Annotated in this window: 15 protein-coding genes; 5 read left to right on the top strand and 10 right to left on the bottom strand. The window is 62.0% G+C overall.

The window, feature by feature from the left end; all coding sequences use genetic code 11:
• Nucleotides 1-255: 255 nt before the first annotated feature.
• The 5 genes from rsgA to DQG15_RS00025 form a co-directional block, all read right to left on the bottom strand.
• The gene (gene rsgA / locus DQG15_RS00005) at nt 256-1,332 is read right to left on the bottom strand and encodes a ribosome small subunit-dependent GTPase A (RefSeq protein WP_116081739.1); all 1,077 of its coding nucleotides are present in this window, start codon (nt 1,330-1,332) and stop codon (nt 256-258) included.
• Nucleotides 1,333-1,336: 4 nt separating this feature from the next.
• The gene (locus DQG15_RS00010) at nt 1,337-1,876 is read right to left on the bottom strand and encodes a GNAT family N-acetyltransferase (protein ID WP_116081741.1); all 540 of its coding nucleotides are present in this window, start codon (nt 1,874-1,876) and stop codon (nt 1,337-1,339) included.
• Between the two features lie 29 nt (nt 1,877-1,905).
• Nucleotides 1,906-3,036, bottom strand: a complete 1,131-nt coding sequence (locus DQG15_RS00015) for a MerR family transcriptional regulator (RefSeq protein ID WP_116081742.1) — start codon at nt 3,034-3,036, stop codon at nt 1,906-1,908.
• A gap of 774 nt (nt 3,037-3,810) precedes the next feature.
• Complete coding sequence (locus DQG15_RS00020; RefSeq protein ID WP_116081744.1) at nt 3,811-4,743, bottom strand: IS5 family transposase; 933 nt, start codon at nt 4,741-4,743, stop codon at nt 3,811-3,813.
• A gap of 245 nt (nt 4,744-4,988) precedes the next feature.
• Nucleotides 4,989-5,510 (bottom strand): hypothetical protein, encoded by a 522-nt coding sequence (locus DQG15_RS00025; RefSeq protein WP_116081746.1) that lies wholly within the window; start codon nt 5,508-5,510, stop codon nt 4,989-4,991.
• 122 nt (nt 5,511-5,632) lie between these two features.
• On the opposite strand from DQG15_RS00025, the gene DQG15_RS17985 reads away from it, so the two are divergent.
• Entirely contained in the window at nt 5,633-5,806 is a 174-nt protein-coding gene (locus tag DQG15_RS17985; protein WP_157968829.1) for a hypothetical protein, read from the top strand.
• Nucleotides 5,807-6,512: 706 nt separating this feature from the next.
• Nucleotides 6,513-7,418 carry a 5'-methylthioadenosine/S-adenosylhomocysteine nucleosidase gene (locus DQG15_RS00030; protein WP_116081747.1) on the top strand — a complete coding sequence of 302 codons (906 nt, stop codon included), beginning with the start codon at nt 6,513-6,515 and terminating at the stop codon, nt 7,416-7,418.
• A 150-nt stretch (nt 7,419-7,568) separates the two neighbouring features.
• Here DQG15_RS00030 and DQG15_RS18325 read toward each other — a convergent pair whose 3' ends face one another.
• Nucleotides 7,569-8,276, bottom strand: coding sequence for a helix-turn-helix transcriptional regulator (locus tag DQG15_RS18325; protein WP_198665031.1), 708 nt, complete (start codon nt 8,274-8,276; stop codon nt 7,569-7,571).
• Nucleotides 8,277-8,399: 123 nt separating this feature from the next.
• Here DQG15_RS18325 and DQG15_RS00040 point away from each other — a divergent pair, with 123 nt between their 5' ends.
• The 3 genes from DQG15_RS00040 to DQG15_RS00050 are packed head-to-tail and all read left to right on the top strand — an operon-like array spanning nt 8,400 to nt 12,235.
• A complete protein-coding gene (locus tag DQG15_RS00040; protein ID WP_157968830.1) occupies nt 8,400-10,796 on the top strand; it encodes a VWA domain-containing protein in 2,397 nt (798 codons plus the stop codon).
• The gene (locus DQG15_RS00045) at nt 10,793-11,665 is read left to right on the top strand and encodes a hypothetical protein (RefSeq protein WP_116081751.1); all 873 of its coding nucleotides are present in this window, start codon (nt 10,793-10,795) and stop codon (nt 11,663-11,665) included. Before DQG15_RS00040 ends, DQG15_RS00045 begins: the two co-directional genes overlap by 4 nt.
• 51 nt (nt 11,666-11,716) lie before the next feature.
• Nucleotides 11,717-12,235, top strand: coding sequence for a hypothetical protein (locus DQG15_RS00050; protein WP_116081753.1), 519 nt, complete (start codon nt 11,717-11,719; stop codon nt 12,233-12,235).
• 371 nt (nt 12,236-12,606) lie between these two features.
• Here the strand turns inward: DQG15_RS00050 and DQG15_RS00055 are convergent, their stop codons facing one another.
• The 4 genes from DQG15_RS00055 to DQG15_RS00070 form a co-directional block, all read right to left on the bottom strand.
• Entirely contained in the window at nt 12,607-13,020 is a 414-nt protein-coding gene (locus tag DQG15_RS00055) for an ester cyclase (protein WP_116081755.1), read from the bottom strand.
• 683 nt (nt 13,021-13,703) lie between these two features.
• Complete coding sequence (locus tag DQG15_RS00060; protein ID WP_116081757.1) at nt 13,704-17,423, bottom strand: AAA family ATPase; 3,720 nt, start codon at nt 17,421-17,423, stop codon at nt 13,704-13,706.
• 3 nt (nt 17,424-17,426) lie between these two features.
• Complete coding sequence (locus tag DQG15_RS00065) at nt 17,427-18,641, bottom strand: exonuclease SbcCD subunit D (protein WP_116081758.1); 1,215 nt, start codon at nt 18,639-18,641, stop codon at nt 17,427-17,429.
• A 275-nt stretch (nt 18,642-18,916) separates the two neighbouring features.
• Entirely contained in the window at nt 18,917-20,851 is a 1,935-nt protein-coding gene (locus DQG15_RS00070) for an ATP-dependent endonuclease (protein ID WP_116081760.1), read from the bottom strand.
• Nucleotides 20,852-21,100: the final 249 nt, after the last annotated feature.

Genomic DNA, 21,100 nt, shown 5'->3' on the forward strand with positions numbered 1-21,100 from the left:
TCTTTGATAACGTTCAAAGTAATGCCTAAGCAGCAACAGCAGCTAAGTCCGCACTGCCGACCTTGTGCCGTTGGAAATGCTGCACCACAACTGAATGACCGGTCTGGGGCGCCGCGTGGCAAAATTGAGGCCGGCAAGGAACGGCAGGTTTGGGCCGGGAGCGACGCCGCCCTAGGGGCGGCCAAGCGCCTCGCACTGCGGCGCAGCGAAGGTCGGCAAGGAGCCCGAAGCGGACCGGATTGGCAGCGCTCGGAGCTATCGCTTTCGATCCGATTTCGCCTTCATCGCGCTGCGGACGAGCTTTCCGAAGGTGCGATCCTTTTCACGCCGCTCGGCGAGGCTGGCCGAATTGAAGGCATCCTCGGCCTGAAGCTTGCGCCAGCGGGCGAGCCGCGCCGGGTCGAGGCTATCGTCTTCTATGGCGGCTAGGATGGCGCAGTCGGGCTCGGTCTTGTGCCGACAGTCGGCGAAGCGACAGCGCGCAGCCAGTGCCTCGATATCCGGGAACACGTCGGAGATGCCGGTCGCGGCGTCGGTTAATTGAAGCTCGCGCATGCCCGGCGTGTCGAGGACGATGCAGCCGCCGGGGGTGGCGTGTAATTCGCGCCGGGTCGTAGTGTGCCGGCCCCTCGCATCGTCTTCGCGGATGCCTTGGGTGGCGATCGCCTGCGTGCCGAGGAGCGCGTTGGTGAGGGTCGACTTGCCGACGCCAGAGGAGCCGAGAAAGGCGACGGTGCGACCCAGTTTGCACCAGTCCGCCAATGTCTCCGCCGGTTCTTCGGCACGGGCGTCCAGCGCCACGGCCGGCACCCGATCCGACACCTTCCGTGCCTCTTCGACGTAGGGCGCGGCGTCGTCGGTGAGATCGACCTTGGTCAGGAGAATGACAGGCTCGATGCCGGCCTCGAAAGCGAGCGCGACGTAGCGCTCCAGCCGCGCCAAGTTGAAATCCTGGTTGCAGGACGTGACGACGAAGACGGTGTCGATGTTCGCCGCGATCAGCTGCACCTCGCGCCCCGTGCCCGGTGCGCGGCGCTTGATCAGGCTCTTGCGCTCCAGCACCCGGCTCGACCGGGGCCGCTCGCGATCGTAGAGCAGCCAGTCGCCGACCGTCGCCTCCGGTCCCGGCGGGATCGTCTCGAGGGTGCCGTCGCCCGCCACCTGCAAGCCGCTGCGGTGCACGGCAACGACACGCACCGGGGGCGTCGTGGTCAGGGCGTCTGCGTCGATCTGGCTTGCGAAGGCCGGGCCCCAACCGAGGCGTTCCAGCGCCGTGGGCTCGCGGCGCGCCGGAGTGCCACCTGGCAGGAAGGCGGAGTAGTCGCGGACCATGGACCTACCAGAGCGCGGGGTCGTCGAAGGCGGCAACGCAACGGGCAGAGCCGCGTAGCGGCGTCAGCGGCGCCTCGGTCAGGGATTGCGCGATCCAGCCCTGCGGCTGGTTGAGCGGCTGGGGCGCCGGCAGGTCGGCCGCCGAGACAGGCTCGAAGCCCACGCGGTCGTAGAAGGCCGGATCGCCATAGGTGACCGCGATGTCCACGTCCTCCCGCCGGAGCGCATCAAGGCCGTGGTCGATCAGCCGCTGCCCTATCCCCTTGCCCTGATGTGCCGTTGCCACGGCCACGGGGGCCATCATGAAGACCGTGCGCGGATCGCCCTCGTAGGTGAGGCGCGTGAAGAAGATGCCGCCGACAAGCGTGCCGTCCTCCCAGGCGGTGAACACGCGCAGATCCCCGGAGGGCGTCTCCGCGATCAGCCGGCGTGCGAGGGCGCCGATCAGCGCGCCTTCCTCCGCGCCCTCCGAGGCAGTGAAGGTCGACGCGAAGAGTTCCACAATCGCCTCGGCGTGGGTGGTGTAGTCCGTTGAATAGTCCATGTCTCTATCCTCTCTGGTGCCAGGCGGGGTCAGCCCCGCTCCAGCACGAACATCTCGTAGCCGAACTGCCCGCGCCCGGCCTCGAACACGTCGATCTCGCGGCGCAGATCGTCGAGCCGCGCGGCGAGCGGGCGGTAGTAGGTCTCCATCCCCTCCGGCCCGATGTCGAAATGGCCGAGGACGCGGTAGCCCGCGCGCCTGGCCTGCGCGATGCGGGTCGCGGGCGTCGCCATCGCGGGGTATTCCGCGGCCCAGAATTCGCGGATCTCGTCGTCGGGTTTTTCGCTCCGCCAGACCATGTCGGAGAACACGAGGACGCCGCCGGGGCGCAGAAGCGCCCGCCAGTCCGCAAGCGCCTTTTCCACACCGAGGATATAGGCGCTGCCCTCGGACCAGATCACAACCCAGGGACGCTCGGGGGCCGGAATTGCGGCCATGTCGACGTTCTGCACCGCGATCCGGTCATTGAGGCCGCGCGCCGCGATCCGCGCCCTGAGCTTGTCGAGCGCGACCTCGGCGGTATCGGTGGCTGTGATCCGCGCCGTGGTCGCCTCAGCCAGCGTCATCGTCGCCATGCCTGGGCCGCAGCCGATCTCGAGGATCGTCTCGGGCGCGAACGGCACCATTGTGAGCGCCCGGCGTGTCGCCTCGGCCGTTCCCGGGCCCCACCAGTCGAGGTCGGCGAACACCTCCATGAAGCCCGCCATGTAGGCGTCGTGGGCGTTCATATCCTTGGAGACCAGCGCGACCAGCCCCGCCTCCGCGCTGGAAAACCCCTGTGACATGAGCCACGCGCGGTGCAGATCGGGCGCGACGCGCTCGACCTCTTCGTGCCAGTCCTTGAGGCTCGACTGTCCGAGCAAAGCCGCCAGAAGATCGCGCGACTTGCCTTTTTCGGCGATCTCCGCGTCCAGCACTGCCAGGCGCTGGCCCAGCATCTCGCGGTCGAGCTTGCCATCGAGGCAGGCCTGGCATTCCTGCAAACTCAGCCCGCCGGCCTGCAGTTGCTGCATCAGCCGCAGCCGCTGTCGGTCGGCGTCGGTGTAGACGCGATAGCCGTTCGCCTGCCGCTTGCCCTTCAGCAGCCCGAGCTTCTCGTAATAGAGCAGCGTCGCACGCGAGAGCCCTACGCTCTCAGCCAATTCCGAGATCTGATACACCCGCCGCCGCCTTGTTCGCTCACACCGATTCTCGACCGTCGAGAACTTCCTAAGGTGTGAAGCTATAGACAGGTCAAGTTCAGTGACGCTGAAAGTCGGCTTCGTCCGCTCAGCGGACGTTGGCTGTCGGAAAATGCTGAGCGACGCACGGACGACCGCTTCGGTGAAGCTGCGCCGCGGCGTGGTAAACAAGTCCCAAGGTCGGCAATGGGCCGTCAGCGCCCGCAGGCCTGTCGCGCCAGGGCGAGGGGCCTGCCGCGCCGCCGCATGTCTGCTTCGAGCCCAGATTGGTCTACTGTCATTATTTAGGCTTTGTTACTAAAGATACAGTGAGTGCATGAACGATGGAGCCTATCAATGATTATACGCCAAGCGAAGCCGGGAGACTTAGAGAGTCTTTATCGTGTGTCCCTCGAAACCGGCCATCTAGGCGAAGATGCGTCTCATCTTTATGCCGATCCGAGGATGATGGGGCACATCTATTCCGCGCCATACCTCAAGCTTGAGCCCGATTTGGCATTCGTCATAGAGCGACACACCAGGTAGCTGGATTTTGCGTAGGTACGGCCAATACATCAAGTTTCGCTGCGCGACTCAAATCTGAATGGTGGCCCGCCCTTTGAGGGAAGTACCCGCTACCAGACGGAAAAAGACGATCAAATTGGTCTGCTGACGAACGTCGAAGCCAGATGATCCATATGCCCGAGACCACACCAGAGCGGCGTTGTTGCATTACCCCTGCCTAAAGCCCGACTGCCCCTTATCCCGCTGAGGTTAGGCTACGCGGACGATCTCGGCGGTGCCGAGGGCATTGAAGCGGTTCATGAGAGCGATGCGGATGTGAATTTCGGCGGTCTGGCGGTCGGGGTCTCTTGCCATGATGCGCTCGCCGAAGGCTTTCAGGCAGCGCATCCTTGCCTCGATCCGGCTTCGGGCATGGTAGCCTGTCCAGCGTTTCCAGAACGCCCGCCCGTAGTGTCGGGTGGCACGCAGCGTGTCGTTTCGGGCGTGTGCCGCGGGGCAGTCATCCTTCCATAGCCGCCCGTTCTTGCGGATCGGGATAACCGGAACCGCGTCGCGCTCGATGATGGCCTTGTGGCAGCGTCGCGTGTCGTAGGCGCTGTCCGCGGTCACAGTGCCGATCGGTTCGCAGTCCGGAATCTGGTCCAGCAGGTCGGGTAGCACGGGACTGTCGCCGTCGCGGCTTGGAGTGAACTCGACAGCGCGGATGTCGGACGTAGCCGGGTCCATGGCCAGATGGACCTTGCGCCACTGGCGCCGACCCTGAACGCCGTGCTTGCGCGCCTGCCATTCGCCATCGCCGAGGAACTTGATCCCGGTGCTGTCTACGAGCAGGTTCAGCGGGCCATCCGAGCGGCGATAAGGGACCTTGACGGCCAGAGTCCTTTGCCTGCGGCACAGCGTGGAGAAATCTGGCACGGGCCAGTCCAGCCCCGCCAACTTCAGCAGGCTCGCCACCATGCCGGCGGTCTGGCGGAGCGGCAGCTTGAACAGGATCTTGATCGACAGGCAGAACTGAATGGCAGCATCGGAAAACACTGCTGGCCGTCCGCGTCGCCCGTCACGCGGCGCAAGCCAGGTCATGTTCTCGTCGACCCAGATCAGCAAAGACCCGCGCTTCTGCAGCGACGCGTTGTAGCTGGACCAGTTCGTCGTGCGATAGCGGGCGGGTGATGGCTTGCTCATGCCGTCCGTGTAAGCGCATGGATTCGCAAGGTGAATCCTCGGACGTCAGAGTTCTGCAACAACGCCTCCGGGACGCGCCGATGTAGATATGCGGACGAACGGGTGCGGGTTTGAGTGAGAAATGTGAGGGATGAGCCATTGCTGGACCTCCGAGAATATGTCGGCTGAGAACGCGGGCACGTTTGTTTGAGCCCTGACCCGTTCCGGGACAGGGCATCAGGGTGCCGGGACGATGTTTGTGGAGATCAGGCGGCGAAGGGCTCGTATCCGGTGAAAGCCTCCAGGGAGGCCACGGCATCAATCGGGTTCAACATATCGAGATTGCAGATCTCGTCGAACTGCTGTTGACCGCGCGCGAGCATCTGCGCGACGCGCAGCGCCTCGGGGCAATTCCCGTTCCAGGAAAACAAGTCCGGATGTCCCGCAACGACCTGGCGAGCAGTCCGCAGTTCGGCAGCGGTCTCGCAGCCGAGCGTCCAGTGAAGGTGGCGCGCAAAACGCCGCAGCGGGACATCGCTCGCACGGGTGGCCGGCGCGTCGATGACGGCGCGGCAGAGACCGCTGGCACGCTCCCACCCAAGTTCCGCCTCTCTCAGCCAATGGTCGAAGCTCGGATCGGACCAGAGACCGTCCTCGATATCGCGCTCGGCCTCGATCGCAGCGGCCAGGGCGGCGAGCAGGTGGGAGAAGTGGCCTGAAACGGGCGAATGACGGAAGTACGCGACTTCAGCCGCGCCGAGGCGCGTGGTAGGGCAGGTGTCAGCCATGATCGATCTCCTGATGATCGGTTGTGGTTAGAGTACGGCGGGAAGGTTGTAGCTCCCGTCGTACTTGACAATTTAGATTTCCGATGTCATTTAGTCAAGTAGTTTCTTGAAGGAGATTCGAAATGGCTAAGATGGGACGTCCGAAACTGGACACCGAGCCGGTCACCATCAGAATGGATCGTCAGATGCTCAAGGCGATCGACGATTATCGCCGGGTCCAGCAAGATTTGCCTTCCCGACCGGAAGTTGTGCGGAGGGTTATGACGGAATGGCTGCAAGCACGGGGTATGGGCTAGGTTGAGGGCGCTCGCTCAGCTTGAAGAATCAGAGTAAGCGGATTTGGTGACATGGGCGGGCAGGTACTGCACGCTGATGCCAGTAACCCTGAGCAACAATTCTTCCCGACCCCGGAGCCATGCGTGCTGAAGCCCAAAGTGGCCGCTGAGCGCAAGGAACGAACTTTGCCCCTGCAACAGACCTGGGCACCCAACCAACACGAACAGCCCCTGAGCAGCGATTGGCGAGCCCGCTAATCGCTAATGTAAAGTGCAGCTTCGCCGAACCGGACGGTCATGGAGGCGCGCGGAGGAGATTGGGCGTCCGAGATCCGAGACGCCGATCCAAGGTACCGTGAGCTAACTTGAATGATTTACGCTGCAGGTGCGAAGTCATGCGCAAAGGGCGGGGAGCCGACATTCGCTGCACCGCGCACGAAGTTCCGGTTCGCGGGGCAAAATAGACATTTGTTGCATATGTATCAGTGTTCGGTTCGGCACCACCGCCAGTGAACTGCGCCTTCAAGCATTCGTTCGACCGATGCGCGGTGCCGAATGCTGACAGACGTAGTAGATTGATTGACGCAACCTGCCCCTTTCACGGGCATTCTGCCTTAAGTGCAGGCGGCGCCGTATCTAACTTCCGTATTCGGATCATCGGATCATCGGGTCTTCTGCGCTGCGAGCAGTCACCTTACGGAAGGCAGACACCCCAAAGGATATCCTTATGCACCGTTTTGCTTTCACTTTGCCCCTGCTTATGACCATCTCACCGTTGCCGCTTTACGCCCAAGACTCATCGCGGATCGCTGTAATGTCGGCATTCGAGCCCGAATGGATTGAGCTACAACAAGACCTCGAGGGTGTCGAAGAAGAGGTCATCAACGGCAACCGTTTTGTCACTGGCACGCTCGCCGGCAAGGAGGTCGTGCTCTTTCTATCGGGTGTGTCGATGGTTAACGCTGCCATGACGACGCAGCTGGCTCTCGACCGCTTCGACATCTCTCATATCGTGTTTTCCGGCATCGCAGGAGGGGTCGATCCTGACCTGAATATTGGGGATGTCGTTGTGCCCGAAAAGTGGGGCCAGTATCTTGAAGGAATCTATGCGCGCGAAACGGACGAGGGAGAGTTCGTGATACCGGGATGGATGCAATCGGATTTCCCGAACTACGGCATGATGTTCACCCGGGGCGTGACCCTAATTCGGGACGGCTCGGACGAGCCAGAGACACGGTTCTGGTTCCACGTCGACCCCGCGCTCCTCGACATAGCGAAGAACCTTAAAGACACTACTTCTCTCAGCGCATGCAACGAACAAGACAACTGCCTGTCGGATGCCCCGGAGATCGTTACCGGCGGATCGGGCGTTTCGGGAATGACCTTTGTTGACAACGCAAACTATCGCGAGTTCGTCTACGACACCTTTGAGGCGCGAGTTTTGGATATGGAAAGCGCGGCTGTGGCGCATGTAGCCTACGCTAATGAGATACCCTTCATCGCTTTCCGCTCGCTTTCGGATCTCGCTGGAGGTGGCGACGGCGAGAATGAGATGGCGACGTTTATGAGCCTGTCCTCCAGCAATTCGTCACAAGTGGTGGAGGCATTCCTGGCCGCTATGCCGACGCAGTAAGACTGAAAAGCCCCAGGTATCGTGGACGTCTTCTTCGCTAAATTTGAAGCAAGGAGGGCATGATGGTCAGCAATTTGTCAATCGGCACGCAAGATCGACTGCCGATTGACATGTCGTGCTGACGAGGTGCTAAAGCGTAGGTTCAAACACTTAAATCAGACGTTTCCGAATTGCTATCGCAACTGCCTGATCACGCGTTGCTGCGCCAAGGCGCTTTCGTGCTCTTCGCAAATGCAACTCGACGGTGCCCTCACTTATACCGATCCGGTAGGCAACTTCCGTTGTGCGCAATCCGTCAGCGACGTAGGCCAAGCAATCACGCTCTCGGGCCGTCAAATCCGTTTCGCCAGTCGATGTCCTGTTTAATCCTGCAAACAACAAGTGTGACCATGCGCGCCACTCACTCTCATGTTCCGCGCGCAATTGCGCAAATTCGGTAACGTTGTGGTCTGTCATCAAGTTCACACCCACACCCGCGCCATCCGCACCCACAAGGATTGTAACCGACAGGCCAGTGTTGATGTCGAGCGCACTGCTACCGGCAGCGATCTGGGTCAGAGCGCCTTTTGAAAGATGTCGATGGCGCTCAAGATGGCCGATCCCAGTAAGTTGTGACGCAAGTGTTGTCAGGCAGTGCCCGGCAAATGGATCCAGCCCCACGCGCACGTCCTCGCGGTATCCGGTAAGCCAATTCTCGCAGGCATTGCTGAGAATCAAATTTTCGTTGCGTGTGCTCAAGTCCATAAACACCACTTTGGAGAGACCCAGTTGAGGCAGGCACGACATCGCCGCGTTCCACACTCCAACCAAGTCTTGTCGATCCTCCATGCTGTCAGCCAAAGACCGGATCAGCGACACCCGCAGCCTCCCTATCCTCAAGGTATAAGGATTTCCTTATCTTGAAGAAAATAGTCTGGTTCCTCTAAAGTAAAGAGAGTTTTTTGATCGGTCAACAAAGCTAACTTCATCACAGGATACATGATGCGCATTTTCTACCCGCTGGGCTTTGCCCTGCTTGCTGCCGGTGGCCTTGCCGCGCAGGACGAAAATCGTGACGTGATGGTGGTTTTTGATATGTCCGGGTCGATGTGGGGGCAGGTCGACGGGGTGGCAAAGGTCGAAATCGCCCGGGGTGCGTTTGATGGGCTTTTGGCAGATTGGGATGCGAACAGTACACGCACAGGCTTGATCGCATACGGTCATCGCGAACGTGGCAATTGCGCGGATATCGAAACCCTTGCCACACCGGGGGATGGGTCTGACATCGCCAAGTTGGTCGCAGGGCTCACTCCCATTGGCAAGACACCGTTGTCGGATGCAGTGCGCCAAGCCGCCGAAGTTTTACGCTATACTGAAGAAGCGGCGACAGTCGTACTGCTGTCTGACGGTGTGGAAAATTGTTCTGCAGACCCATGTGCGGTTGGTGCAGAGCTTGAGGCGCTTGGGCTTGACTTTACGGCGCATGTCATCGGGTTCGACATAGTTGATGGCGACAAGGCGCAGTTGCAGTGCCTCGCCAGAGCTACGGGTGGTCAGTATTTCGACGCAAGCGACGCGGGTGAGCTGGCCAGTGCGATGGACGGTGTAATGCAAGCCACCGCCAAGCCTGCAACCGAAGCCTTACCAGAGCCAGTGGTGGAACCAGAGCAGGCCAAGGACGTGACTATTCGCATTTACATGCCTTACGGACTGGCCTTGCCGGACGAAACTGTCTTGTTTCAAGGCGACGAGGAAATCGGCCGACTTGCTGCGTCCGACGCCGTCGTGCCGGGGCTTGTCGTCGATTTGCCGATTGGCACAGTGAATTTGCGCGCGGGCGGCGATAAGGTATCCGGCGATTATACGATCGACATCGCCGCCGACACCAAAATCGTCGAGCTTGAGTTGAGTACCGAGGACGCCGGTTTTGTGATGCAGTCCAGTGCGAACATGCCGCTGAACCGAGAACATCAGGTGATGATCAATGACACATCTGGACTGGATCGTGACATTCACAGCCGCGTGTATCTGGCCCCCGTAGGCAGTACGGATCTGACAGAATACGAAGGCGGCAACCTATTGTCACCCAACGCCGGTGTATTCGAGGACTCAAGCATTCCGTCCCCTGCCAAGGCGGGTGATTACGATGTTGTCGTTATGGATGCACGGCAGCGGGTGGAGTATGGACGTTTTCCAGTTCGGTTTAGCGAAGTCGTAACGCCTGAATGGCAGGGTGCCCGCGAGGCTGATGTGGGAAGCAATATTGATGCGCGTTGGGTGGGTGACGCCAATCGCCAATCGTCATTCGAATTCCACCAAGACGGGGAACGTGTTGGATCCGGACAGGTGATTTCTACAATGTCGACGCAAGATGGGTTCAAGTTGACGGTGCCGGACGTGGCTGGTGTTTACACCATTGTCCTCAAATGGTTCGACAAAGATTTTAACAGATTTGAGGCCGACATGGGGCTGATTGCCGTCGGCGTTCCCCTGCCGTCCAATGCAGCGGCGCCAGCGGGTGAAGCCGTACAGGATGGAATGTCCATCGAAGCCGGCGCGATGGGCGGCGAAGAGGGACCACTGACGCAGGTTGGTGAATTGCATGGTAACTGGATTGTAGTCGGCATAGACGACGTAGGCTCTGTGCCGCTGGGACGATTTCAGGTTATCCATGACGAAGGCACGGAAACGGGCGAGGGCGACTTTGTCGTCGAGGCACCGGACAACAGGTGGCTTGGGGCTCAGGGATCATCCGGGACGACGACACTCGCCATCGTAGACGCTGACACGCGCAGGCTGACCGTTACCACGGACGGTGTCGCGAAGACCGTTACGCTGACGCGCGATGGAACCATATGGCGCGCGCCCTCCGGCATGATTAACCAAAGCTCCGACCAGAACCTTGAGGTCGTCGTCTTGCGACCTGAGGATTTGGCCACCACCGTAATTGAGCCCGTCACCCCTGCGGAAACCGTTGCCACATCGCGCGAGACCGGTGGTGGGGCTAACCTTCCGATCGAGGCAGTCCATTTCTGCGCCAAAGAACAGGATTGCGATATAGCTGACCCCCAACTCGAAGTCGATTTCACCCTGCCAGCCGGATGGGGCGCAGAGGCACCAATCCACAGTCGCAGCGGGGAGATCATGTTCAACATGGTAGCGATGACACCGGACGGACCACTCTGGGCAACACTGAATCAGCCTCAACGCAGCGCCGACCTCGGACCCTGCTATGACGTGCTGTATGGCAGGTTCTGCCACGATCACACCGACGACACGCAACGTCTGGCCGAGATTGGCGTCATTCGGAACAGCCTATCATCCAAGATAGTCGGTGAGCCGCGCCGCGAGGCCGAGATGTCTGAGTTATTGAATCAGCTGACCGGAGATTCAGAATGAAAGCCCTTGCTGTGATCGCCGCGCTGACAGCCAGCCCTGTCCTTGCCCAGGATTTTCAAGTCTTCGTCGTAGAGAAGGACGTTAACGGCGTCGTCCAGTACGAAAGCAACGTTACACTCCAAGGCGCGCAAGTTCTGATGGGCAACACACCGCCCACAGGCACGACCGGCGTGATCCTGAACAAAATAGACAAAACGGTGAAGTGGACCAGCGACACTCCGGAAGAGGCGAACAAACGCTTCGGAGGGGATGGACCGCCCTACATCGTGGACGCCAGGGACCCTCCGGCAGAGCCCCGGATGGAGCTCAGCGCCGGGGAGGAAGAGAGACTTCGGCGTGACGATGGCGATGATGAAGAACCGTCCGATATCGAGTTTGACGCCGAGGAAGAAGAAAAGCGTCGCCGACGCGCGTCCGGCGATGAAGAACCATCCGATTTGGACTTTGAAGATACCGAAGACTTCTTTCCGGAACCCGACACGATGCGATCCGCACGTATCCAGCCACGCGACGGTTTCTGGGCTATCGAAATCAGAGACCAGACAATTACGGGTTGCCTGCCGGGGATTGCCGAAGCCCTGGGTCCGCAAATGGCGGCGATGAACATGTCAAGCGGCCGCGGCACCTTTGGCCCCGATTTCACGCCTCAGAAAATGGCTCCACAGCTTGAATGGACCCAGGTCGGTGCGAACTCCTGGTATGGCAGCCGTGACGGGACCGCAGGAGGGGCTGGCGTGTACATACAATGGGGCGTGCAGGTGATTTCACCCACTCTAATCAATCACCGCCAAGCTTTAAGCTTCGGGATGGGCGGATTTGGCACCTGCCACGTCTATACGGTGATCACCGCGTTTCATGGCAACGACTAGATTACAAACGCAAAAGATCGACGACACTGAAGTTTCACACAAGGATACAAAATGACTTTTCTCGCCATCGTTCACCGTCCCTTCATTGCGGCAAGCTTCGCAGTAGTCGTTTCCAGCGCTCAGGCGCAAACCGCAACAATGGACACGCCCGAAAATATAGCCGCAGTGATGGAGGCCTGCCTCGTCATAATCACCGCTCATGACTACGAAGCAGAAGGACAAGGTGTGGAACTGCCGTGGAAGCAGATCAGCTCGCGTGTTTCCAGCTTTTCGCCGATCGGAGATCCCGCCAAGGTAAGCGCCTATGTCTCGTCCTCGGACGGCTTTTCGAATTCATATTGTGATATTTTTTTCGATGATCCCGATATGGCCAAAACGACCTTTGATTTATTAATGTCTGAGCGGGAGCAGATCACCTTTGAGGGTCGCAATGGACTTTGCGTCGATGGCGAGTTTGTTCAGGTTGAGATGCCTGAGACTGACGACGCATCCGCCGCTATCGTGAATGCACGAGGTCACATTACGATGCACAATGACCCTACATCTGGTGAGCCTCCGTGTGCCGAATAAGATAGAATAAGCCAACTCTTGAATTTCTTGCGCAAGCTTGCGCCCAGTCTATCCTGCGGCAACGTCCGGCTGCCGGTCGATCTGTTACGAAATGTCATCGATTATGCGGATGACTGAAGAAACTTTTGGAGGTAAGGGCAATAATATTGATTTCATCTACCGCTGCTGTTGTTAGATGCAAAAGAATGCTGGACGATGCTCGAATGGCTGCTTTTGACGTGCCGCACTGCCGCATTCAGAATCACGGTCAATGTCAGCAATGGGCCGGGAGCGCCCTGAGCAGCCGGACCTGCCGATTGCCAGCTACGGGCCGCGAGCGACGACGGGCACACCTAAACGGTAGGAATCCCGCCGCGGTGCCGCATGATCGCTTAGAGCCCATACTGCCCAGCATGATTTGAGATTTGGGCCGCGACGCTTGCCTTGTCGACAACAGACCAGACGGTCCGTATCCTGCCGTTACGAAATTCATAGAATACGTTCTCGGCGAAGCGGACACGTTTTTTGTTCACAGGCAGGCCGAAGAGCTGGCCCATCGGTGTGCAGTCGAATGAAAGCCTGCTTGCGATCATGGGCGGGTCGCAGACAAGAAAGGCAATATTGAACGAAAGATCGGGGATGGCTCGGAAATCCTCGACTAGCATGTCGCGGTAGCCGTCAAACCCAATGGTCCTCCCGTTATATTCGACGTTGTCCGCAACATGGCGCTGGAGGTTGCTCCAGTCTTGGGCGTTCAAACAGGCAATGTATTCCCGGTAGGCATCTATAATTTCCTCCCGCTGCATCGGCTCACCTCGTTATACTTGGTTATTCTATCTCGAGTAGCAAAGATTGCGCAGCAATGGCATGCCCGCTTCGCCCGCTCAGCGGCCAACTGATGAACTCAAATGCTGCAGTATCGACGAACGACTGCTTTGGAGAAACCGCACTGCAGCACTCTAAGCCACAGCCAACGGCTGCTAAGGGCCGGGAGAGCCAGACGGCGCGACCGGTGATGTCTCGCCGGCGACGTTCGCATCCTCCGCAATGCTGCCGTCTCCATGTTCCCTTCCCACGGCTCGAGGCGCAACCCGCTCGGGTCCTTGCTGGCGGATCCTGTAACGGTGTTAGTTTGAACCGCGAAGCTCGTAAGTACTCCGGCGATGCGGAGGGGTTGGTGATGCGGTTATTGTTCTTTGAGAGCCTCTGCTGGCGAAGGGATCTTGGCCTTGATCGGCCTCTCGTGAGCTGAGGACGTGGGAGTACAACGGTCTCATTCTGGGGAGATGGTGGGTCTTGGGGGTGTTTTCTCTGATTTTCGAGTCTAGTGGCTCCCCCGGGGGGTATCTGACAATCAGAGCAGAATCCTCCCTACCGGTGAGCAAAAAACTCCAGACGCAGAGCTGTAACTGGAGTTTTTTGCTCACCTGAAAGTGAGGAACTGGAGGGATTTGAACGCCTAAAACGCCAGATTTCGCCCTTGACGGGCTCAGGCGAGCCGCAAGGCCACTTCGCTGGCACCGCCGCCGGTCTTGGTGACCTCCAGCTGCACCGGAATGCGGTCCTTCATCGCCTGGACATGGCTGATCACGCCGATCGTGCGGCCTTGGGCCTGGAGCCGCTCCAAAGCGTCGATGGCCAGGTCGAGGGATTCCGCGTCGAGGCTACCGAAGCCCTCGTCGATGAAAAGGGTGCCAGCTAGCGCGCCGCGGCTGCCCATGCCCGAGAGCGCAAGCGCCAGCGACAGAGACACCAGGAAGCGTTCGCCGCCCGAGAGCAGGCGGCTGGGACGGGTGTCGCCGGCCATGTCTCGGTCGATGATGTGCAGGGCCAGGTCCTGGTCGGCCACGGCCAGCTGGTAGCGCGGCTTCAGCTGGTCCAGGTGCAGGTTGGCGCGTTCGACCAGCATGGCCAGGGTCACCGCCTGGGCGATCTGGGTGAAGCGGTCGCCCCGGGCCGAGCCGATGGCCTCGTTCATCGCGGTCCAGGTCTCGGCCAGGCTGCGGGCCGCCTCGATCTTGGCCAGCAGGCCCGATAGGGCGGCGCTGGCACGGGCGTCCGCCTCGCGCCGTTCGGCCAGCCGTCCGACGGCTTCGGTCAGCGTGGTGGCCGTGGCCTCCAGCCGGGCCTTGCGCGCCTCGAGGTCAGGGCGCGGGGTCTCCGGCAGTTCAGCCTCCTGCAGCCGGGCCAGCTCCTCGCGCCGCTCCTGACGCGCGCCTTCGGCGCTGGTGCGTTCGGTGCGGGCGGCGTCCAGTGTGGCGCGACGGTGGTCGACGTCCTCCGTCGATGCGGCGTGCAGGGTCTGAACGCGTGCCAGGTCCAGCCCGGCGGCCTCGCAGGCCACGGTCAGCGCCGTGGTTGCGGCCTGCTGGCGGGCGGTGGCGCTGGTCAGGGCGTCCTGCGCCGCGGTCAGGCCGGCGAGATCCCCGGCCAAGCGCGAGGCGGCGTCGGCATGGAGGCGCTGTGCCTCGGTCGCGGCGGCCATGGCGGCCTTGCGGGCCTCGTTGTGGCGGGTGCGGTGGACGCCGGTGGGCTCGCCCCCCAACAGCTCGGCGCGCTGCGCCGTCAGGTCATCCAGCGCGGAGCGGCGCCGGTCGCGGGCCTGCTGCGCCTCGGTGGCAAGCTGGCCGGCGGAGCGGGTCGCCTCGCGCGCTTCGGTCAGCCGGGGCAGCAGCTCGGCCCGCGCGGCCCCGGTGTCGGTCATCTGCTGGCGCAGCGTCGCGGCGCGGCGGGCGCTGTCGCGGAGCCGGTCCAATGTGAGCTGGCCGTCGGCGCCGAAGGCATCCGGCGTCAGGCCAAGCGCCGCAAGCGGCGGGGTGAGGCGTGGCGCCAGGGCCACGATCTCGCGCGTGTCGGCGGTGAGGTCGCGTGTCAGGTCGCGCGCGCGTGCCTCGCTGTCGGCCAGGCCTTCGGTCAGGGTGGTGATCTGGTCGGCCAGCGTAGTCTGTCGCGCCAACCCGGCCTCGATCGCGGCGCCAAGGCGCTGGTGTTCCTGCTCCAGCGCCTTCAGCCGGTCACGGTCGGCGTCCAGGGGGACGCGGGCGGCATCCAAGCGGGCCAGCAGGGCCGTGAAGGCCTCATCCGGCGCCTGCGGGTCGAGGGGCATGTCGGTGCCGTCCAGCGCAGCGCATTGGCGGGCGTGATCGTCCTGTGCCGAGGCGCGGGCAGCGGTCAGCTCGGCGGCGCGGTTCTCTTCGCGGGTGATCGCGGCCTGCGCCGCCTCGCGCCAGGCCTGGGCGTCCCGCAACCCGGCCTGCGCGGCATCGCGGGCATCGGTGGCCGCCTGCATCTGCTGGCGCAGATCTTCGGCCAGGCGGGCAAGGGCGCTGTTCTCCATCACCGGATGTTCGGTCGCATGGCAGACCGGGCAGGGCGCGCCGGGCTGCAGGTGCTGGCGCAGGTGATCCGCTTCGGCGCTGAGCGCGGCCTCGGCCGAGGCAACGGGGCGGGAAAGGGCGTCGACATGGTGCCGGGCCGTCTCCAGCTCGGCGGTCAGGCGGGTCTGGTCGGCCTCTGCCGTGGTGCGATCCGTGAGGGCGCGGCGCTGCAGTTCGGCGCTGTCGGAGAGGGCGCGTTCGGCCTCGCGCAGCTGGGCCGTGGCCTGGCGCAGGCTGCGCAGGTCGATCAGGTGCTGGGCGAGCGTGGCAAGCCGCCCAGCCGGATCCTCGGCCTGCAACCGCAGCCGCTCTGGCTGTAGCTCGGACTGGGCGCGGCGCAGCTCGGCAAGGCCGGTCTTGACCGTCTCGGCCTCGGCACGGGCCTTGTCTCGGGCTGTGGTCTGGTCCTGGTCGGCACGGTGCAGGGTGCCAAGCGCCGCTTCGGCGGCGTGCAGGCGGGTTGCGGCCTGGATCCGGGCCTCGAGCCGGTCTTCCAGCGCGGTCCACTGCGCCAGCAGGACATCCTGTCCGGGGATCTCTTGCAGGGCATGGGCAGCCTGCGTCAGGGCCGTTTGAAGGTCCCGGTCCTGAGCGTCCAGCGCCTCCTGCGAGGTTTGCGCAGCCGCCAGGTTGTCCTGCCGTGCGGCCTGATCGGCCTCGGCGCTTGCCAGTTCCCGGGTTGCCGTTGCGATCTGGCCGTCGAGCTGTTCGGCCGCCGTCCAGTCCGGGCCAAGCGCCTTGAACAGCGCCTCGATCTGATCCAGCCGGGTGGCGGCGTCGGTGGCCTCGTCGGCTCGTTCGGCAACCGTCCCGGTCTGTGCCGCGTGGGTCTCCGTCAGGCGGGCCACGGCGTCGGTCGTATGATGCAGGGCCATGGCGGCGGCCTGATCCTCCCTCACTTCGCTCCGCAGTGCCTGGGCACGATCCCAGTCGGCCAGCCAGGCCTGCTGGTCTGTCAGCTCCGTCAGCGCCGTCTCGGCCGCCCCGACACGCGCCTCGGCCCGGTCGAATGCCGCCTTGGCCGTTTCCAGCGCGACGTAACGGCCAAGGTCGGCCAGGACTACGGCCAGGTCTGCGGCGGTGGTTGCCTGCTGGTCCCGCAGGCTTTTGCCCTCGGCCTCAAGTGCTGCGCGGTCTTCCGCGCTGAGCAGGCGGTGCTCACCGCGCCGGGTCTCCAGCGTGGCGAGGGTGGATTGGGCGGCGGCGTGGCGTTCGTAGACCCGGCGCGAGATGTCGCGGTAGACCTGCGTGCCGGTGACCTTTTCCAGGATCGCGGCGCGTTCGCCGGTCTGGGCCGAGAGGAAGGCGTCGAAGTCGCCCTGGGCCAGCAGGACGGTGCGGCGGAACTCGTCGTAGGTCAGGCCGGTCAGCTCGGACACCCGGTCGTTGACACGCGACAGCTGGCTTTCCAGGACCTGACCGTCGGAGGCACGGATCAGGCTGCGGTCGGCGGCCTGCAGGCGGCCCTCGATCCGGTCGCGGGCGCGGCGGGCGGACCAGCCGGCGGTGTAGACCTCGCCATCGACGGCGCGGAACGTCACCTCGGCCATGCCTCGGGCGGCGCCCCGGCGCAGCACCATGCGGGGATCGGTCGACCGCAGGGTCGCGCCGTCGACATCCGCCACCGCCTCGCGGGTGCCGCCGCCGGACAGGCGCGGGCAATCGCCGTAGAGCGCCAGGCACATCGCATCCAGCAGGCTGGACTTGCCCGCGCCGGTCTCGCCGGTGATGGCAAACAGACCGGCGCTGGCCAGCGGCCCCTCGTCGAGGCGGATCTCGAAGGGTTTGCCGAGGCTGGCGATGTTCTCGCCCCGGATCGACAGGATCTGCATGGCTCAGACCTCGGACAGCACGTCGCGGAAAGCGGCGAGGTGGCGGTCTTCGGGGGCGAAGCCATTCTTCGCCTCGAAGGCTTGGGCAAAGAGCGCCTCGGGCGAGGTCTCGGCCAGCGAGGGGGCGGGGGCGGGCGGCGCTGTGTGGTCCTGGGCGCGGTGGATGCGGATGCCGGCGGGACGGACGGGGGCGGCGCGCAGCAGCGCCTCGGCCCGGCCCATCATCACCGCGGGCGCCTCCTCGGCCAGCAGTTCGACATAGACTAGCGGGCGCAGGTCGACCTCGGGACCTTCCTCGATCTCGGACAGGGCCGCTTCCAGCTGGGCCAGGGTCATCGTGCCGGTGGAGGGCAGGCGCAGCACCGGGGCGGGCAGGGGGATGTCGCGGTGGGTGGCGCGGATTCTGCGGCCCTCGATGTCCAGGATGGTGACGCCGTGCCTGTAACGGATCTCGGAGGCCGAGAGCGGGAAGCAGCTGCCGCTATAGCGCACCCGGCCACTGTCCAGCGACTGCGGCCCGTGCAGGTGGCCGAGCGCCACGTAGTCGATGCGGGGCGGATAGATGTCGGGCGGCACGGCATGGGAACCGCCGATCAAGATGCGCCGTTCGGCGCCTTCCGATTCTAGGCCGCCGGTGCAATGCAGGTGCCCCATGGCGATCAGGGGCAGGTCGCCGATGCGGGGCAGGGCGGCCTCGGTCAGATCGGCATAGAAGCGGCGGGCGGCGTCGATGACGGTGGTCTCGCCCTCCGCGGCGGCAAAGCTGAGGCCCGAGAGGTCCGCGGCGCGCAGGAAGGGGATGGCCATCACGTAGGCCTCGGGCGTGCCGTCGGGGCCGGGCACGGGGATCAGGTGGCGGTCCAGGTCCGGCTGGCCGCCGCGGCGGTGGACTGTGCCGATCGTGTGGATGTCGAAGCTGCCCAGCAGGTCGGCGGGAGCCTCCAGGCGCAGGGCGGGATCATGGTTGCCGCCGGTCAGGATGACCTGCAGGCGGGGCAGCCGCTGCTTGATCCCGGCCATGGTGCGGTAGAACAGCCGCTGGCTTTCGCCCGAGGGGTTGGTGGTGTCGAAGATGTCGCCGGCCACCAGCAGCAGGTCGATCCGTTCCGCGACCAGAAGGTCGGTCAGGGAGTCGAAGAAGCGCGCATGTTCGGCCTCGCGGGACCAGCCGTTCAGGGTCTGGCCGATATGCCAGTCAGCACTGTGCAGCGCGCGCATGGGGGGGCTCCTTGGGTTGCCGGTCAAGATCCCCGGGAGCGGCGCGAGGGTCAAGCGCCCGGCGCGTTGTTGTGGGCAGGTAGCGGACATGGCTTCGAGCGCAGCGCTTCCCATCATGCCGGCTGATGCGATCGGCCCTCTGCGGACATTTCCGAGTCTGGTAGCCACTGCGGAGCCGCTTCCCGGGAGCGGCCGTTCGAGACATAGTGCAGCATGGCACCGGCCTCCGCCGGGGGACTTTTCTCTTCGGCGGAGGCAAACAAGAATTTCCGTATTCAGTCTCCAATTCGATAGCCGTCTTCTAACCCACGTTCGGCAGCAACTGCGCGTAGTTGCTTTTCGAGTTCAGCAACAAAGGCGTCAGCGTCGCACTCGTCCACATCTTCTGGCTTGAGCCGTGTCGGCTGCTTCAGGCGTTGTAAAAGATCCCGCACCGCCTCTTTGTTTCCGTTGTCCTGCTTGATCGCGACGTAGGCCTCGAATGGCTTGCTTGATCCCCCAAGAGGCAAGCCTATTCGACGTTCGAAGTCGGGAATGCTGACTTCGTGCGCTACTCCTATGCCAAGGGCTTTCGCTTGCTTGACGAGTTTGCGAATTTCCACATTTTGCGTCCAAGAGCTAGATTTCTTGAGCTCGCCGTATTTATTTTTGGTGGTACCACGCGGCCAGTCGCAGTCATGCACCACGCCAAAATCTCTGCGGAAGTGGATAAGCATTTTCATGACCGCGCGGATTTGTGGCTTACCCCTTGCCTTGATAATCGTGACTTGATCGATAAGCTCGTGCCCTGCCTCGACCACTGCCGCGATGAAGGCAGCGTGTTCCGTATCACCCTCAACTACAATCGGATAGGTACCGAAGAATACCTCGCAAAAAGTCGGATCCATCTCTTGGATGGCTTGCAGAGTTTCCTTTTCATCACCGGTGAATCCCGCCTCATCAGTACGGAAAGTGCGAGGTGCAAAGTTATTTTCAATCGGGTCGCGTTCGAGTCGCAAAATCGTGGTGTGATCTACCGCTGGATTGATGAATAGAGGCGAGTGCGTGGTCATCATAACCTGCCACTCAGGCTGCCGAGCAAGCTCATATAGTTGCCGTTGAGCCGCGCGAGCAGCAAGTGGGTGTAGGGCGTTCTCCGGCTCGTCGATCAGCAATATGTAGCCAGGGAGGGCTGGGTCTTCTGAGTCTGCAGGCAGAGCACCCCCAGCCTGTATCAAATCGATTTGCGCTTGGAGCTCCTGCTGTCTGTCTGCATCTTTCTTTGCCTTCCCTAATTCCTTCTCCAGCGCCTTGACTGTGTCCTGTCGAATCTTTTTGTCGCTTATCATGCGGTTTCGGACTTGCAGCATGGTCCAGAACAACGCCCGTTGCGCGCCAGCGCCCTGTTGAGAAAGCTGAACTTCGGCGCCTCCATCCGTTACGCGCAGACCAGAACCGTCAGCAATCAGTTTGGCGGCATCGAATTTTGGCGGCGCCGCTTTGACATCTAACGTTATGGAGAGACCTGGGAATACGCTTGTGAAGCCTTTCTCAACTTCCGAAACGGCTGCACTGAATTGGGCCTCTTCTTCCTGCACAATCCCTGTTACACGCTCTGTGAGCTGTTCCATCGCTTGAGAAAGCGCTGTATTAGGATCAGAGGCCGCATTCGAGAGTGCCGTCCCGACTGGCTCTAAGACAAGCTTCATAAGAGCCTTTTCTGCCTCAGAAGGGTCGCCGCGCGAACCGATCCGAACAGGCTGCGGCAGTCGCGACTTAAAGACGTTGTCGGCGCCGCCCGCCTTGCCGTCTTCGGCATAGCCATCATTCTCTTCGATGGGTTGATCGGGTTTGCGAGTCTGCCTAACAGGTGAGACTTTGCCGTCAATGACTTTCTCGGGCAACCATTGCCAGCGACTGGTGAGGATGTGGAGGCCGTCCCGTTGCTCTTTCCATTCCTCACCTATGTTGCCGATACCTTTGGGAATGTGTATCTGCAAAATTACTTCTGAGGGTTGGTCCTCCGGTGCTTGCGCACAACGATCACGGAGCCAGTCGAATTTCTCGCTGCCCTGAGCGAGTTCGTACGCCCGCAGCAGTGTCGATTTTCCAGAATTGTTTCGACCGACAATGCAGACAATGTCATCAAGCGCCACGCTGACACCCTCGGGCCCAATGCAGCCAATATTTCGAACGAACATTTCGACCAACTTGGATCTGCTCTCACTCATCTTCTAAGGCCTCTTACTCAAGCAGTATAGCAATATAGCCTCACTCGCTTTTCATCTTCCTGCAGAAGATGCTGATACTAGTATTTTGAAGCGCGGCAATAATTCGAAACCAACAGAATTTCTGTATCGCGTCAAGATACGAGAAACTTATCTCAGCATACCACAGCACTGCCTGCGGTGTGTTTTCAACTGCAGCTACGAGTTGCATCTACGGTTTAATCTCATCCGCGGCTCTCCCTTGTGGTGACC

It is taken from the genome of Tropicimonas sp. IMCC34011 (genome assembly GCF_003390865.1).
GTDB lineage: Bacteria > Pseudomonadota > Alphaproteobacteria > Rhodobacterales > Rhodobacteraceae > Tropicimonas_B.

Excerpts from the sequence above, each read along its gene's own strand:
- rsgA (WP_116081739.1), bottom strand. The coding sequence starts at position 1,332 with ATGGTCCGCGACTACTCCGCCTTCCTGCCAGGTGGCACTCCGGCGCGC.
- DQG15_RS00010 (WP_116081741.1), bottom strand. The coding sequence starts at position 1,876 with ATGGACTATTCAACGGACTACACCACCCACGCCGAGGCGATTGTGGAA.
- DQG15_RS00020 (WP_116081744.1), bottom strand. The coding sequence starts at position 4,743 with ATGAGCAAGCCATCACCCGCCCGCTATCGCACGACGAACTGGTCCAGC.
- DQG15_RS00025 (WP_116081746.1), bottom strand. The coding sequence starts at position 5,510 with ATGGCTGACACCTGCCCTACCACGCGCCTCGGCGCGGCTGAAGTCGCG.
- DQG15_RS17985 (WP_157968829.1), top strand. The coding sequence starts at position 5,633 with ATGGCTAAGATGGGACGTCCGAAACTGGACACCGAGCCGGTCACCATC.
- DQG15_RS00030 (WP_116081747.1), top strand. The coding sequence starts at position 6,513 with ATGCACCGTTTTGCTTTCACTTTGCCCCTGCTTATGACCATCTCACCG.
- DQG15_RS00040 (WP_157968830.1), top strand. The coding sequence starts at position 8,400 with ATGCGCATTTTCTACCCGCTGGGCTTTGCCCTGCTTGCTGCCGGTGGC.
- DQG15_RS00045 (WP_116081751.1), top strand. The coding sequence starts at position 10,793 with ATGAAAGCCCTTGCTGTGATCGCCGCGCTGACAGCCAGCCCTGTCCTT.
- DQG15_RS00050 (WP_116081753.1), top strand. The coding sequence starts at position 11,717 with ATGACTTTTCTCGCCATCGTTCACCGTCCCTTCATTGCGGCAAGCTTC.
- DQG15_RS00055 (WP_116081755.1), bottom strand. The coding sequence starts at position 13,020 with ATGCAGCGGGAGGAAATTATAGATGCCTACCGGGAATACATTGCCTGT.
- DQG15_RS00060 (WP_116081757.1), bottom strand. The coding sequence starts at position 17,423 with ATGCAGATCCTGTCGATCCGGGGCGAGAACATCGCCAGCCTCGGCAAA.
- DQG15_RS00065 (WP_116081758.1), bottom strand. The coding sequence starts at position 18,641 with ATGCGCGCGCTGCACAGTGCTGACTGGCATATCGGCCAGACCCTGAAC.
- DQG15_RS00070 (WP_116081760.1), bottom strand. The coding sequence starts at position 20,851 with ATGAGTGAGAGCAGATCCAAGTTGGTCGAAATGTTCGTTCGAAATATT.